The sequence below is a fragment of the Aeromonas sp. R6-1 genome, from assembly GCF_040908165.1.
Lineage (GTDB): Bacteria > Pseudomonadota > Gammaproteobacteria > Enterobacterales > Aeromonadaceae > Aeromonas > Aeromonas caviae.
On record NZ_JBFODF010000055.1, the window covers coordinates 63,030 to 76,539 of the forward strand.

The window sequence follows — 13,510 nt, forward strand, 5'->3', positions numbered from 1 at the left end:
GGCAGGAGGTGAACGTGCAAGCACACGGCCATTTTGAGATGCAGCGACAAGGGCAACTGCTGATCTGTCGGCCGAGCGGCCCTTTCAACCTGGCAGGCGCCATGGCCTATGAGGGCAAGTTCAGCCAGCAGATAAGCCGTTTGCAGGGAGCCCCCTGGGGCATCGTCGAGGTCGCGACCGAGTTCGAGGCCGCCGGCCCCGAGGTGCTGGCCCGTTTTCGTCGCCAGTTCAACTGGTGCGCCACCCATGGCTGCGCCTTTCTGGCGGTGGTCATGATCGGGGATTTCAAACGTTATCTGGCGGATCACGTTTTCAGCGAGCTTCCCTTTCAGGAGGTGCGCTATTTCGAGGAGGAAGCGCAGGCCATCCACTGGCTGACACAGCGCCTCGAGGGGCTGCAAGGCAAGGAGATCCACGTCAGCACGGGTTGAACACCCCGGTTACTCCAGCCTGATGAACCACTTGTCCCGCTCGTCGAGGCAGTCGGGCTCCCCCATCTCGAATTCACGGCAGATCAGCGGCCGCACCTCGTAGATGCGACACATCATGGTGTTGCGGTCGAGGGCGGCGCACCAGCCATCTTCCAGTCTGTGCATCACGGGCACTTCTCCTTCCCGTTCCTCGATATAGCGGTCCGGCACGCCGGTGTCGGTGAAGAGCATCACCTCGAGGCGGCAGCAGCAGGCTTCGCAGTTCTGGCAGCTCACATCGCTCTGGATTGCTTGGGTCATGTCACCTGTCTTGCCGCATGGCGGCGAATGATATGAAACAGGCGCCTGTCAGGCGCCTGTGGTCTGGCTGGGGCGTGTGAAATACCTTAGCCCAGTTTGCGGGCACGGTAGCTGCGCCCCTTGATCTTGCCTTCCTGCAACCGCTTGAGGGCGGCGCTCGCCACCTGGCGCTTCACCGCCACGTAGGAGTACTGCTCGGAAATCTGGATCTTGCCCACATCGGCCCCGGCAATGCCGCCTTCGCCGGTCAGGGCGCCGAGGATGTCACCGGCACGCACCTTGCTCTTGCGGCCTGCATCGATGGAGAGGGTCACCATCTGCGGCGCGATCGGCTTGATGTCGCGGCCGATCCCGGCCAGGTCGCCCTGGGGAATGGGGGCCTGCTGGTACTCCTCGATGAAGTTGACGCGCTGGGCCTCGTTCGGCTGGTAGAGGCTCAGGGCCAGGCCCTGCTGGCCAGCGCGGCCGGTACGGCCGATGCGGTGCACGTGCACCTCGGGGTCGTAGGTGAGCTCGTAGTTGATGACGGCCCCCAGCTCCTTGATGTCGAGGCCGCGGGCCGCCACGTCGGTGGCGACCAGTATGGTGGCGCTGCCGTTGGCGAAGCGCACCAGCACCTGATCCCGCTCACGCTGTTCCAGGTCACCGTTCAGCGCCAGCGCCGAGAAGCCCTTGGCGGCCAGGTGATCGGCCACGTCGTTGCAGGCGCGCTTGGTGTTGCAGAACACCACGCAGGAGCCCGGTTGGTAGTGGCTGAGCAGCCAGGTGAGGGCATCGAGGCGCTGGCCGGCCGGCACTTCATACAGCTTCTGTTCGATGGCGCTCTCTTCATGCAGGGACTCCACGCTCACCTCCACCGGATTGCGCTGCACGCCGCGGCTCATCTGGGCGATCCCTTCCGGATAGGTGGCGGAGAAGAGCAGGGTTTGCCGGTCCCGCGGGGCGTGGCTGATGACCCGGTTGATGTCTTCACCAAAGCCCATGTCCAGCATGCGATCCGCTTCGTCCAGCACCAGCGTCTTGAGATCGTCGAGCTCAAGGGTGCCCTGCTCCAGGTGCTTGAGGATCCGGCCCGGGGTGCCGACGGCGATGTGGGCGCCAAAGCCCAGGGTGGCGGATTGCGGTGCGGTCGGGGTGCCGCCGCACAGGGTCACCAGCTTGACGTTGGGCAGGGTACGGGCGAGACGGCGGATCTCGGTGGCCACCTGATCCGCCAGCTCGCGGGTCGGACAGAGCACCAGCGCCTGCACGGCCAGCCGGTTGACGTCCAGCTTGGCCAGCAGACCCAGGCCGAAGGCCGCGGTCTTGCCGCTGCCGGTTTTCGCCTTGGCGATCAAATCTTTGCCGTCGAGCACCAGGGGCAGGCTCTGGGCCTGGATCGGGGTCATCTGCAGATAGCCCAGGCTGGCGAGGTTGTCCTGCAGGGCGGAGGAGAGGTTCAGGCTGCTAAATTCGCTGTTGTTCACAAAAGGACTCTATGTCGGAAAACCAGAAATGGGGGTGCGCGGTGCGCAAGGGGGCGCATCATACCAGAATGTGCCGCCGGATGCGGTGAATATTTGAACGGTTGGCGTCATGGGTTGCCGATGGAGGCTTCTGTCTGCGTTGGCGGGCTTGCGGTATGTAAAAAGAGCACAATGGAGCAGGGGGTGGTCATGGCCAGATCATGATGAATGGCGAGAAAACGTTTTTAATTAAACATGCCCTGGTGATGATGAGTCATCGGAGGATGCCATATGGGATATGGTCGTTATTCAATCTATATACGAATGAGGAATGAAATTAACAAATGAGCATAACTTATTGTTTTTGATTTATTTTTAACCTCATCCATTAACGATTAATAATCGTGTGTCATGGCAATTAATTTAAAAACGTTTGTATTATTTCGCATGCATATTTTTACCGCGGATTGTGATGATTCTCTGATTTTTAAATATGCAGTTCTTTATGATGGCGCCGGTCAAAAATAACAATTCAATGGGTGCTACTGGTATGGAATACGTTCATTTCGTGCTCGGACTCGTGATGGTCCTGGCATTGGCGTTGCTGGCAAACCGCCGCAACTGGAAACAGATCAAGCTGCGTTACATCGGCCAGCTGCTGGTGGTCGAGCTGGCGCTCGCCTGGTTCATGCTCAACTCCGAAGTGGGTCTGGCGGTGGTGGGTGGCTTTGCCGCCGGCTTCACCAAGCTGATGGAGTTTGCCAAGCAGGGGACCGACTTCGTGTTCGGCGGTCTGGTCAACGAAGGGGCTTTCTCTTTCTTCCTGATGGTGCTGATGCCCATCGTCTTCATCTCCGTGTTGATCGGCATTTTGCAGTACATCCGTCTGCTGCCCATCGTCATTCGTGGCATCGGCACCGTGCTGGCCAAGATCAACGGCATGGGCAAGCTGGAGTCCTTCAACGCCATCAGCTCCATGATCGTCGGTCAGTCCGAGAACTTCATCGCCCTCAAGAACATACTGCCGCACTTGAACGAGAAGCAGATGTACACCCTGGCGGCGACGGCCATGTCCACCGTCTCCATGTCCATCGTCGGTGCCTATATGCAGCTGATCGAGCCGCGCTACGTGGTGGCCGCGCTGGTGCTCAACATGTTCAGCACCTTCGTGGTGCTCTCCCTCATCAACCCCTACGAGCCCGACAACACCGTGACCGATGCCAAGGCGCTGGCCGAGGGTGACGAGCACCACACGCCGAAGAAGGAGAACTTCTTCGAGATGCTGGGGGAATACATCATGGCCGGTTTCACCGTGGCGGTGATCGTCGGTGCCATGCTGGTGGGCTTCATCGCCCTGATCGCCCTCATCAACTACCTGTTCGAGGCGGCGTTCGGCGTCAACTTCCAGCACGTCATGGGCTACATCTTCTATCCCGTTGCCTGGATCCTGGGCATCCCGGGCAGTGAAGCGCTGCAGGCCGGCTCCATCATGGCGACCAAGCTGGTGACCAACGAGTTCGTGGCCATGATGGATCTGGGCAAGATTGCCGCCGAGCTCTCCCCGCGCACCGTCGGTATCCTCTCCATCTTCATGGTGTCGTTCGCCAACTTCAGCTCCATCGGCATCATTGCCGGTGCGGTGAAGGCGCTCAACGAAGAGAAGGGCAACATGGTCTCCCGCTTCGGTCTGAAGCTGGTCTATGGCTCCACTCTGGTGAGCCTGCTCTCCGCCGTTATCGCCGGTGTGATGATCTAGGTCCTCCCCCCGCGCTGCTCATGACGACCCCCTGCCTTGGCAGGGGGTCTTTTTTTGGGCAGATGAGCGGGTGAACAGAGGAGGGGACTGGTCGGCAGCCCGGCCATCAAGCGCGGGGGTCTTCCACCTTGATGTTGGCGGGGACCCGCTTTTTGCCCAGCACCATGGCGCGGACCAAATCGCTGCGGGTGAGGCGATCGGTCAGGAGTACCACGGCCGCATGGATGCCAACGGCGGCCATCAGGGTGTTGGCGATGATGCCGTGCAGCTCCTCCAGCCACTCCTCGCCCCAGAAGGCATCCCAGGTGGTGAGCCAGCCGGTGACGACGGTCCCGACCAGGGACAGCAGCAGCAACCAGATCATCAGGGAGCCGACCGGATTGTGGCCGAGGTAGTAGGGGTGGCGCCCCTGGGCGAGCTGACGCAGGTAGTAGCGGACCCGGGCAGGGGTTGGCCACCACTGGCCGAAGCGGGCGTAATAGGGGCCGACCAGTCCCCACAGCAGGCGGATGATGAGCAGGATGCCCACCGCGTAGCCAGCATATCTGTGGGGTTTGCTACCCTCTTCCAGCACGAAGAAGTTGAGCAGGCAGAGAGTGACGGTCGCCCAGTGAAACACCCGGATGAGGGGATCCCAGACTTTCACTTCAGAGGCAGGTGTCATGGCAAGGCTCCATGGTGGGGGCCGGGGGAAGACCGGCCCAGGGCGGCGTTACTCGTCGATCTCTTCTTTCACCTTTTTCAGGTCGGTCGGGTCGAAGTAGATCTCGACCTTGCGCTTCTCCTTGTCCCAGCCGTAGATCTCGTAGCAGCCGGTCTTGGTGGCCTTGAACTTCTTGATGTCGTATCCCATCGCCTTGATCTGCTGCTGGGCGTCGGCTTCGCTCATCCACTTGCTCTTGTCGGCCTGGGTGCATTGGGGGTCGGCCAGGGCTGCGCCGCTCAACAGGGGGATCAGTAACAACAGGGGGGTCAGTTTCATTGCTTGCTCCTTGCGGGTGGTTGGGTCAACAGTCGCAAGGCTAATCAAGGCGCATTAAGGAAGAATTAAGGGAAAAGGGAAATGAATGGCTCTCCCCGGCGGTGGGCCGGGGAGAGGGTGATCAGCTTAGCTTGCCCCTGACCAGCCACTTGTCCAGCGCATTGGCGAAGCGCTGCTTGTCGGCGGCGTTGAAGGGCGCAGGGCCACCGGTCTGGACGCCGGCAGAGCGCAGCTCCTCCATGAAGTTGCGCATCCCGAGCCGTGCCTGGATGGTCTCCCGGGTGTAGATCTCGCCCCGGGGATTGAGCGCCTCGCCCCCGGCGTCGATGACCCAGGAGGCGAGGGGAATGTCGCCGGTGATCACCAGGTCGCCGGGCTTGACCTGCTGGGCGATGACATGATCTGCCACATCGAAGCCCTTCTCCACCTGCTGGGTCTTGATGAAGGGGGAGGGGGGGACTCTGAGCCCCTGGTTGGCCACTAGCGTGGTCACCACCTGGGCGCGGTGGGCGGCGCGGTAGAGGATCTCCTTGACCGGGATGGGGCAGGCATCGGCATCAACCCAGATGGGCATGGCATGGCTTCCTGTGTCTGGAACGGGTGGCGCATCTTAGCATGGCTGGCGCGGGGCGGCTGCCCCGGGGCTGAGTCGTCCCCGCCTTTGGTGTAAGCTGGGGCCTGCACATGAAACGAGAAGGAGACGAGATGGATCGGGTGCCCGGTGACGTGATTTATGGCCTGACCCTGGACGGCAAGGGGGGCATGACCCCGCTGGCTGAAGGTAGCGAGATCCCCGGTGCCCAGCCCGGCTGGCTGCATCTGGACTATGGCAACCCGGAGTCGGCGCGCTGGCTGCTGCAGACGCCGCTGCTGGGGGAGGCGGCCCGGGAGGCCCTGCTCGGCCAGAGCAATCGTCCCAAGCTGGTGCGGATGGGGGAGACGGTGCTGCTGATCCTGCGCGGCATCAACCACAACAAGGATCACAGGCCTGAAGAGATGGTTGCCCTGCGGATCTTCATCACGCCGGATCTCATCATCAGTAGCCGACGTCGTCCGCTGCTCTCCGAGAAAGATGTGTTCGAGCAACTGTCGCTGGGGGGCGGTGCCGACACACCCGCCGACTGGCTGGTGGAGATCTGCGACGCCCTGACCGACCGGGCCGGGGAGTTCGTCGAGGAGCTGCACGACCAGATCCTGGATCTGGAGGAGATGGTGCTGATGCGCGACCTGCCCGCCAACGGTCGGCTTGCGCGCATCCGCAAGCAGCTCATCATGATCCGTCGCTACCTCTCCCCCCAGCGGGATCTGGTGGCGCGCCTGGCCAACGAGAAGATCAGCTGGCTGGACGAAGATGACAGGCGACGCCTGCTCGACATCGCCGACCGCTTGCGGCGCTGGCTCGACGATCTGGATGCCGGGGTGGCGCGCACCGCCGTGCTGGCGGACGAGATCAACAACCTGATGGCGGAGGCGACCAATCGCCGCGCCTACCAGATGTCGGTGATGGCGCTGCTGTTCCTGCCCGCCAGCTTCCTGACCGGCCTGTTCGGCATCAACCTGGGGGGGATCCCCGGGGCCGAGAGTCCGACCGCCTTCTGGGTGTTTTGTGGCTTCCTGCTGGTGCTGGCGACCGGACTGGCGGTCTGGCTCAAGCACAGGCGCTGGTGGTAAGGAGTGAACATGACGACATGGGAATCTTTTGGCGTGACCCTGCTGCTGTTGCTGGGGCACACCCTGGTGCGCGGCCTCATTCACAAGAGCCTGATGGCCCTTGGCCAGAGCCGGCAGGTGAGCGAGAACCGGGTACTCTACGTGGAGCACGTATTCCACTTCCTGCTGGGCTGCGCCACCCTGCTGATCCTGGCCGGGGTCTGGGGGCTCGACTTCTCCCGGCTGGTGGTGCTCGCCTCCTCCTTCTTCGCGGTACTGGGGGTCGCCATGGTGGCTCAGTGGTCGATCCTCTCCAACATCACCGCCAGCATTACCATCTTCTTCGCCTTCCCCTACAAGATTGGCGATCGCATCCGCATCCTCGACAAGGATGACTCCGTCACCGGCATCATCACCGAGATCGGTCTCTTCTACGTGCGGGTGCGGGATGACAACGGCGATCTGGTCACCTATCCGGCGAACCTTATTCTGCAAAAGCCGGTGAGGCGGCTGGAGGGAAAGGAGGCTGAGTCCACGCAGCCGGAATGAGAAAAGGCTCCCTCGGGAGCCTTTTTCGATGGGTGTTCAGCGTTCAAAGAAGCGGTAGAGGTGCTCGACCTGGACGGGGCAGTCGGCCACCAGGTGGATGTGGTCCCGTGCCTCCTCGGTGGACGAGAAGCTCATGGGGCACCCCAGGGTGTCCGTCATCACGTAGAGGTGGCCGTCCTGCCCCCTGAACTCCACGATCCAGCCGGGGGAGACGATGTCGTGCATGATCTCGGCCTCCTTGAACCTGTGCTGCTGGTGAAGCGCGCGCAATTCACTGACTGTCATGACATCCTCCTATGACTCATGGCGCCACCCTCAAGTCTAGTTCTCCTTCCCGGTGGCGCCGTCATCGGATCAGGGCGCCGTCGCCCCCTCCCGGGGTGGTTGCAGGGCGATCAGCAGCTCCCCGGGCAGCGGCGTGACAGGGCCGGTGACCACCCAGGGTCTGGCCCTGGCATCCAGCACGAACAGAGGAATGGCGCCGGGATTGGCCTCCTGATACTGGTCCCAGTCGAAGGTGTCGCTCAGGCGGGTCGCCTTGATCTGCCCGCCCCGGCTCAGCAGGCCGCTCAGCCTGGCGAAGTTGATGTCGGCACCGAACAGGTTCTGGCGGGCACGGAAGGTGGCGCTCTCCCGGTTGGCCTTGCCGTGCTGTTCGCTGGAACGCAGGGAGTGGACCTTCTCCTCCCCGTAGAGGTGGGCGAAGTGCAGCACCCCGAGGGCGTTGTTGTGGCGGCTGGGAGAGAGCGCCAGCACGGTGCTGATGCTGGTGAGGGGCAGGTGCCGCTCGGCGTGCTCCGACTGGGGGTTGCCGAAGTAGCAGGGCAGGCCGCTCATGCGGGCCAGCTTGCAGTGCTCCCAGGCAGGATTGGAGAGCTGCACCGGGATCCCCTGATCCGCCAGCGCCTTGCCGATGGCCCGGGCCACCGAGTTGGCGCCGATGAGCAGCCAGACATTGGGGGCGCTCTGGCGCATGTCGAGCAATCTGGCCAATGGCGTGGCCGTCAGGCTCTGCAGCACCACGGTGAAGATGATGACCGCAAACACCAGGGGCACCAGCTTGTCGGCATCCTGGATGCCGGCCTCGTGCATGCTGATGGCGAAGGAGGCGCTGACCGCCGCCGCCACTATGCCCCGGGGGGCTATCCAGGCGAGCAGGGCGCGGGCGCGCCAGGGCAGGTCCGACCCCCGGGTCGAGACCAGGATGCAGAGCGGGCGGGCCACGAACTGCACCACGCACAGCAGGGCCAGCACCATGGGGCCGAGCTGCCAGAGCTGGGCCAGATCGAGGCGGGCCGCCAGCAGGATGAAGAGGGAGGAGATGAGAATGACGGCGAGATCCTCCTTGAAGGCCAGCACCTCCTCCAGATCCAGCCCCTCCTGGTTGGCGAGCCAAATGCCGAACACGGTCACCGCCAGCAGGCCGGATTCGTGACTGAGCCAGTCAGACAGGGTGAAGGTCACCAGCACCAGCGCCAGTACCCCGAACTTGTGCAGGCTGACCGGCAGCCAGTCCTTGCGGATGAGCAGGGTGGTGAGCCAGCCGGCACCGACCCCGATGAGCGACCCCACTCCCACCGTCTTGGCCAGGGCCAGCAGGGTATGACCGACCAGATCTCCCTGGCTGCCGAGGCGCACCGCCTCGAACACCAGTACCGCGAACAGGGCGCCGATGGGGTCGATGACGATCCCCTCCCAGCGGAGGATCTTGTCCACCTCCCGGACCGGGCGGATCACGTTGAGCATGGGGGCGATCACCGTGGGGCCGGTCACTACCAGCACGGCGCCGAGCACCATGGCGACCCGCCAGTCCAGCCCAAGCAGGAAGTAGCTGGCGGCGCCGATGACGGCAAAGCTGGTCACCATGCCGGTGGAGCAGAGGTTGCGTACCACCTTGCCGATCCCCTTGAGTTCGGTCAGGTGCAGGGTCAGCGCCCCTTCAAACAGGATGATGGCGACCGAGAGGGAGACCAGGGGAAACAGCAGATCCCCCAGCAACTGATCGGGATCGAGCAGACCGGTCACCGGGCCGAGCAAGAGGCCGCTCAGCAGCAGGAACAAAATGGCGGGAACGCGCACGGACCAGGCAAGCCATTGGGCGAGCAGGGAGATGAGGGCTATTCCGGCGAGGGAGAGAGCAATCATGCCAACCTCGTACAGGTGATGGGGTTGGACCTAGTGTAGCGGGGAAGGGGGGCAAGATGACACCCGCCAGGCGTGCAGGGGAGAGCCGCTCAGATCAGATGGGGCTCTCTTTGTGGAGTTCGGTGACGCAATCGGTCACCGCCAGCACCAGGGCGGAGCGCACCATCTGATCGAGCCGGTTGAGCTGCATCTGGTAGAGGGGCCAGTCCTCCTCGTTGGCCGGGGGATCCTGCGGCATCATGCTGCCCTGCTGGATGGCATTCAGGCGCTCGAGCAGATCGCGGACCGGCTTGTCGCTGAAGCGGTAATCCTTGGGGTCGCGTACCAGAAAGTCGCGGATCTTCAGGTATGCCTCGAGATCCTGATAGCGCTCGAGGGAGATGAGGCCGAGGGCGAAGATGAGCTTGAGGCGCACCTCCAGCTGGCCGAGGGGGCCGCTCTGGTTGAGCAGGGGTTCGATGGCGTATTTGACGGCATACTCCTCCTGACGAAAGGCTCGCCGCATCAGGGAGTCGACCGCCTCTTCCAGGATGGTCACGACCTCGAGAAAGAAGCCGCGGGGGCCATCCTGCTCGTTCAGTCGCTCCAGTACTTCATCTTCCTGGTGTGTGGTCATAAGTGCTTCGGGTCCGGCTGACAGGGGGAGAGCAGGCCCTCCCCCGGTTTGTATCGTATGGGGTCCGTCACGGGCGGTGTGACGCCACCCCATCAGGTCACTTCAAGTTGTTGTAACGGGCGACGATGGTGCGTACCACATCGCTGTGCTCATCCAGGCCGGTGACGCGGGCCAGGGTCCGTGCCGGACCAAGTTCCGCCAGCATGGCCTGCAGCTCCACCGCCTGGGGATCGTCCTCATTGCGGTAATGCAGTGCGGCGGCGATGCCCTCCTGCAGGTGATCGCTGGGCAGGCCGTACTCCAGGGTGCCGAGCAGCGGCTTCACCAGCCTGTCCCCCGCCGCCAGCTTGCGCAGCGGCTGGCGACCGACCCGGTCAATCTCGTCCACCAGATAGGGGTTGGCGAAGCGGGAGAGGATCTTCTCGATGTAGGCGGCGTGCAGGCGCGGGTCGAAGCCGTAGCGTTTCACCAGCACGGCCCCGCTCTCCTCCATGGCGCGGCGCACCTTGCTGCGGATCAGCGGATCCTCGATCGCCTCGCGCACGGTGTGATAGCCCCTGAGCTTGCCGAGGTAGGCGGTGACGATGTGGCCGGTGTTGAGGGTGAACAGCTTGCGCTCGACGAAGGCCATCAGGTTGTCGGTGGGCTCCATGCCCGCTACCTGGGGCATCTCCCCCTTGAACTGGGTCCGATCGACGATCCACTCGCTGAAGCTCTCCACCGTCACCTCCAGGGGATCGTCGTTCGCCGCGGCGGGCGGAACGATGCGATCCACCGCCGAGTCGACGAAGCCGACGCACTGCTCGAGGGTGGCATGATACGCGACCGGCAGGTACTTGAGTACCTCCTCCTTGAGGTGGCTGGTGCCGCGCACCATGTTCTCGCAGGCGATGACGTTGAGGGGAGTCAGGTTGCCGGCATCGAAGCGGGCCTGCAGCCCCTTGGCCAGGGTGCTGGCAATCTTGTCCAGGATGTTGGGGCCGACCGCCGTGGTGACCAGATCGGCGGTGATGATACGGGCGATCACCTCGTGTCCGGCCGAGCTGACGGCGGCAACGTTGCGCACCACGTCCAGCTTCTGATCCGTGCCCACCACGTGCACCTTGTACTCCTGGCGGTGGTTGAGCTGGTCGATCAGGGTCTCGTTGACGTCGGCGAAGGTGACCTGATGGCTGGCGTCAGCCAGCAGTTTGCCGATGAAGCCCCGACCGATGTTGCCGGCACCAAAATGCAATGTTTTCATGATATTAACCTCTACAACCAAAGACGATGACGGATGATTACGCGGCCTGCTCGGCCCCCAGCAGATCCAGGAACTCCTGGGGATCCTGGGTGCTGGCCAGACGGTCGACGAGACCGGGCTCATCCAGTGCATTGGTCAGGCGGGTTATGACCTGTATGTGTTCATCGTTGCGGGCGGCAATGCCGATTACCAGGCGCGCCACTTCATCGGCGCCCTCGCCGAAGGCGACCCCGGCAGGGTATTGGCAGATGACGATGCCGGTACGCTTCACGTGCTCCTTGGCGGCGATGGTGCCGTGGGGCACGGCGATGGATTCGCCGAGGTAGGTGGAGACCAGCTGTTCGCGCTCCAGCATGGCGTCGACGTAGTCCGGTGCCACATAGCCTCGCTCGGCCAGCAGCTTGCCGGCGGTCACGATGGCCGCTTCCTTGCTCTCGGCCTTGAGGCCCAGGTGCACGTCTTGCAGGCTCAGGGTGAAGACTTCCGGCTCCTGCGGCTCGTAGCTGTCGTCGTTGGCCGCCACCAGCAGTTGCGGGTTGGCGACGTCATCGTTGGCCGCGTTGGCCAGGCTGAGGTTCTGTACCAGCTCCTGATAGAGGGCGTTGTCGAGGAAGTTGGTCAGCGAAATATGCTGTGCATGCGGCGCATGGCGACGGGCACGGTCGGTGAGATCCTTGTGGGTGATGACCAGATCCACCTGATCATCCAGGTTGTTGATGGCACGGTTGGTGACGCTGATGTCGAGACCGGCGGCCTGCACCCGCTTGCGCAGCATGCCGGCGCCCATGGCGCTGGAGCCCATGCCCGCATCGCAGGCGACGACGATGTTGCGCACTGCGGTCAGCTCGGTTTCCGGCTTCTTGGCGGCGGTGGTCTCGGGCTTGGTACCCTTCATGGCCTTCATCTTGCGGGTGGCTTCACCCAGGGCATCGGCCTCGTCGGCTTCCGGCTGCTGGGCACGGACGAACACGGCGGCGACCAGGAAGGAGACGGTGGCGGAGGCGACGATGGAGAGCAGCACCCCGATGAGGGAGGCTTTCGGCGTCATCAGCAGCACGGCGAAGATGGAGCCCGGGGAGGCGGGGGAGACCAGACCGGCGTTGAACAGGGTCAGGGTGAAGACCCCGGTCATGCCGCCTGCGATCACCGCCAGGATGAGGCGCGGGTTCATCAGCACGTACGGGAAGTAGATTTCGTGGATGCCGCCGAAGAAGTGGATGATGGACGCACCGGCTGCGGACTGCTTGGCGGCGCCACGGCCGAACACCATGTAGGCCAGCAACACGCCCATGCCCGGACCCGGGTTCGCTTCGATCAGGAAGAAGATGGAGCGGCCCTGTTCGGTGGCTTGCTGGATCCCGAGCGGCGAGAAGATGCCGTGGTTGATGGCGTTGTTCAGGAACAGGATCTTGGCCGGCTCGACGAAGATGGAGGTGAGGGGCAGCATGTGGTTGTCCACCAGGAAGCCGACACCGCTCGCCAGCACGCCGGAGAGCACCTTGACGAAGGGACCGATGACGAAGAAGGCGAGAATGGCGAGCAACATGCCGATGATGCCGGCGGAGAAGTTGTTCACCAGCATCTCGAAGCCGCTCTTGACGCGACCTTCCATCGCCTTGTCGAAGCGCTTGATGGCCCAGCCACCCAGCGGGCCGACCATCATGGCGCCCATGAACATGGGGATGTCGGTCCCCACGATGACGCCCATGGTGGTGATGGCACCGACCACGGCACCCCGGTCACCCCCGATCAGCTTGCCGCCGGTATAGCCGATGAGCAGCGGCAGCAGGTAGGTGATCATGGGACCAACCAGCTTGGCCAAGGTTTCATTGGGCAGCCAGCCAGTGGGGATGAAGAGGGCGGTGATGAAGCCCCAGGCGATGAAGGCGCCTATGTTGGGCATGACCATATTGGACAGGAAGCGTCCAAAATTCTGTATCTTGACTTTGGTATCCGGTGATAACATGTCGGGACCCCGTTTTAAGCCTGTGTGATTAAAAGTGGTAGTCGGGATGACGAGTTTTGCCGAACTCCCATCCCAGTCGTCTAAGCAACTTCAATCTACCAGCTTGTGATCAAATTAGGCTGAAAACGGGGTGTCTTGTGACCTGGATCTCAAATACCCCGACCTCCCCCCTCCCGGCATAGTGATGACGATCACAGTCAGTCGCTGTATTTCGGCAACATTTCGATCTTCTCGCCTCTGGGTGTCAATTTTTTGTGATTGATGTCTCGTTTTGTGGTTTGCGCAAACACGGTGTCAACGTGACTGTCGTCACAAAACCAAATTTTGCACTCAAATGAGTCATGATTTGTCGCCTCGTATTCGCAAGTAATGACGATGGATATGCCGTAGTTCATCGTTAATCACCAATGAATCATTTATTTTGTAA

General features: G+C 62.6%; 14 protein-coding genes. 4 read left to right on the forward strand and 10 right to left on the reverse strand.

From position 1 onward, the window contains the following. Positions 1 to 8: 8 nt before the first annotated feature. Entirely contained in the window at positions 9 to 431 is a 423-nt protein-coding gene (locus AB5Y68_RS19500; RefSeq protein ID WP_039039773.1) for a hypothetical protein, read from the forward strand. A gap of 9 nt (positions 432 to 440) precedes the next feature. Here AB5Y68_RS19500 and AB5Y68_RS19505 read toward each other — a convergent pair whose 3' ends face one another. Both AB5Y68_RS19505 and dbpA read right to left on the reverse strand, forming a co-directional pair. Further along, complete coding sequence (locus AB5Y68_RS19505; protein WP_039039772.1) at positions 441 to 731, reverse strand: YkgJ family cysteine cluster protein; 291 nt, start codon at positions 729 to 731, stop codon at positions 441 to 443. An 86-nt stretch (positions 732 to 817) separates the two neighbouring features. Next, the gene (dbpA, locus tag AB5Y68_RS19510; protein ID WP_039039771.1) at positions 818 to 2,197 is read right to left on the reverse strand and encodes an ATP-dependent RNA helicase DbpA; all 1,380 of its coding nucleotides are present in this window, start codon (positions 2,195 to 2,197) and stop codon (positions 818 to 820) included. 529 nt (positions 2,198 to 2,726) lie between these two features. On the opposite strand from dbpA, the gene AB5Y68_RS19515 reads away from it, so the two are divergent. Then, positions 2,727 to 3,932, forward strand: coding sequence for a NupC/NupG family nucleoside CNT transporter (locus tag AB5Y68_RS19515; protein WP_010672751.1), 1,206 nt, complete (start codon positions 2,727 to 2,729; stop codon positions 3,930 to 3,932). A gap of 106 nt (positions 3,933 to 4,038) precedes the next feature. Here the strand turns inward: AB5Y68_RS19515 and AB5Y68_RS19520 are convergent, their stop codons facing one another. The 3 genes from AB5Y68_RS19520 to AB5Y68_RS19530 all read right to left on the reverse strand — a co-directional run bounded on the left by AB5Y68_RS19520 (position 4,039) and on the right by AB5Y68_RS19530 (position 5,488). Continuing rightward, entirely contained in the window at positions 4,039 to 4,596 is a 558-nt protein-coding gene (locus AB5Y68_RS19520; RefSeq protein WP_039039770.1) for a cytochrome b/b6 domain-containing protein, read from the reverse strand. Between the two features lie 48 nt (positions 4,597 to 4,644). Next, positions 4,645 to 4,914 (reverse strand): PepSY domain-containing protein, encoded by a 270-nt coding sequence (locus tag AB5Y68_RS19525; RefSeq protein WP_010672753.1) that lies wholly within the window; start codon positions 4,912 to 4,914, stop codon positions 4,645 to 4,647. A 121-nt stretch (positions 4,915 to 5,035) separates the two neighbouring features. Next, positions 5,036 to 5,488 (reverse strand): YaiI/YqxD family protein, encoded by a 453-nt coding sequence (locus AB5Y68_RS19530; RefSeq protein WP_039039769.1) that lies wholly within the window; start codon positions 5,486 to 5,488, stop codon positions 5,036 to 5,038. Between the two features lie 131 nt (positions 5,489 to 5,619). On the opposite strand from AB5Y68_RS19530, the gene zntB reads away from it, so the two are divergent. Continuing rightward, the gene (zntB, locus tag AB5Y68_RS19535) at positions 5,620 to 6,585 is read left to right on the forward strand and encodes a zinc transporter ZntB (protein WP_171865294.1); all 966 of its coding nucleotides are present in this window, start codon (positions 5,620 to 5,622) and stop codon (positions 6,583 to 6,585) included. Between the two features lie 9 nt (positions 6,586 to 6,594). Continuing rightward, a complete protein-coding gene (locus AB5Y68_RS19540) occupies positions 6,595 to 7,113 on the forward strand; it encodes a mechanosensitive ion channel domain-containing protein (RefSeq protein ID WP_039039767.1) in 519 nt (172 codons plus the stop codon). 36 nt (positions 7,114 to 7,149) lie between these two features. Here AB5Y68_RS19540 and AB5Y68_RS19545 read toward each other — a convergent pair whose 3' ends face one another. The 5 genes from AB5Y68_RS19545 to AB5Y68_RS19565 form a co-directional block, all read right to left on the reverse strand. After that, positions 7,150 to 7,398: a hypothetical protein gene (locus AB5Y68_RS19545; RefSeq protein WP_010672757.1), complete on the reverse strand. Its 249-nt coding sequence runs from the start codon at positions 7,396 to 7,398 to the stop codon at positions 7,150 to 7,152. Positions 7,399 to 7,467: 69 nt separating this feature from the next. Continuing rightward, positions 7,468 to 9,258 carry a cation:proton antiporter gene (locus AB5Y68_RS19550; protein ID WP_368207494.1) on the reverse strand — a complete coding sequence of 597 codons (1,791 nt, stop codon included), beginning with the start codon at positions 9,256 to 9,258 and terminating at the stop codon, positions 7,468 to 7,470. Between the two features lie 94 nt (positions 9,259 to 9,352). Next, positions 9,353 to 9,874 carry an MltR family transcriptional regulator gene (locus AB5Y68_RS19555; RefSeq protein WP_010672759.1) on the reverse strand — a complete coding sequence of 174 codons (522 nt, stop codon included), beginning with the start codon at positions 9,872 to 9,874 and terminating at the stop codon, positions 9,353 to 9,355. Positions 9,875 to 9,971: 97 nt separating this feature from the next. After that, on the reverse strand, positions 9,972 to 11,117 hold the full coding sequence (locus AB5Y68_RS19560) for a mannitol-1-phosphate 5-dehydrogenase (protein ID WP_039039765.1): 1,146 nt from the start codon (positions 11,115 to 11,117) through the stop codon (positions 9,972 to 9,974). A gap of 37 nt (positions 11,118 to 11,154) precedes the next feature. Further along, the gene (locus tag AB5Y68_RS19565; protein WP_039039764.1) at positions 11,155 to 13,083 is read right to left on the reverse strand and encodes a PTS mannitol transporter subunit IICBA; all 1,929 of its coding nucleotides are present in this window, start codon (positions 13,081 to 13,083) and stop codon (positions 11,155 to 11,157) included. Positions 13,084 to 13,510: the final 427 nt, after the last annotated feature.

Bases quoted from the DNA above. Each gene is read 5' to 3' on its own strand.
- AB5Y68_RS19505 (WP_039039772.1), bottom strand. From the start codon at position 731: ATGACCCAAGCAATCCAGAGCGATGTGAGCTGCCAGAACTGCGAAGCC.
- AB5Y68_RS19515 (WP_010672751.1), top strand. From the start codon at position 2,727: ATGGAATACGTTCATTTCGTGCTCGGACTCGTGATGGTCCTGGCATTG.
- AB5Y68_RS19520 (WP_039039770.1), bottom strand. From the start codon at position 4,596: ATGACACCTGCCTCTGAAGTGAAAGTCTGGGATCCCCTCATCCGGGTG.
- AB5Y68_RS19525 (WP_010672753.1), bottom strand. From the start codon at position 4,914: ATGAAACTGACCCCCCTGTTGTTACTGATCCCCCTGTTGAGCGGCGCA.
- AB5Y68_RS19530 (WP_039039769.1), bottom strand. From the start codon at position 5,488: ATGCCCATCTGGGTTGATGCCGATGCCTGCCCCATCCCGGTCAAGGAG.
- zntB (WP_171865294.1), top strand. From the start codon at position 5,620: ATGGATCGGGTGCCCGGTGACGTGATTTATGGCCTGACCCTGGACGGC.
- AB5Y68_RS19540 (WP_039039767.1), top strand. From the start codon at position 6,595: ATGACGACATGGGAATCTTTTGGCGTGACCCTGCTGCTGTTGCTGGGG.
- AB5Y68_RS19545 (WP_010672757.1), bottom strand. From the start codon at position 7,398: ATGACAGTCAGTGAATTGCGCGCGCTTCACCAGCAGCACAGGTTCAAG.
- AB5Y68_RS19550 (WP_368207494.1), bottom strand. From the start codon at position 9,258: ATGATTGCTCTCTCCCTCGCCGGAATAGCCCTCATCTCCCTGCTCGCC.
- AB5Y68_RS19555 (WP_010672759.1), bottom strand. From the start codon at position 9,874: ATGACCACACACCAGGAAGATGAAGTACTGGAGCGACTGAACGAGCAG.
- AB5Y68_RS19560 (WP_039039765.1), bottom strand. From the start codon at position 11,117: ATGAAAACATTGCATTTTGGTGCCGGCAACATCGGTCGGGGCTTCATC.
- AB5Y68_RS19565 (WP_039039764.1), bottom strand. From the start codon at position 13,083: ATGTTATCACCGGATACCAAAGTCAAGATACAGAATTTTGGACGCTTC.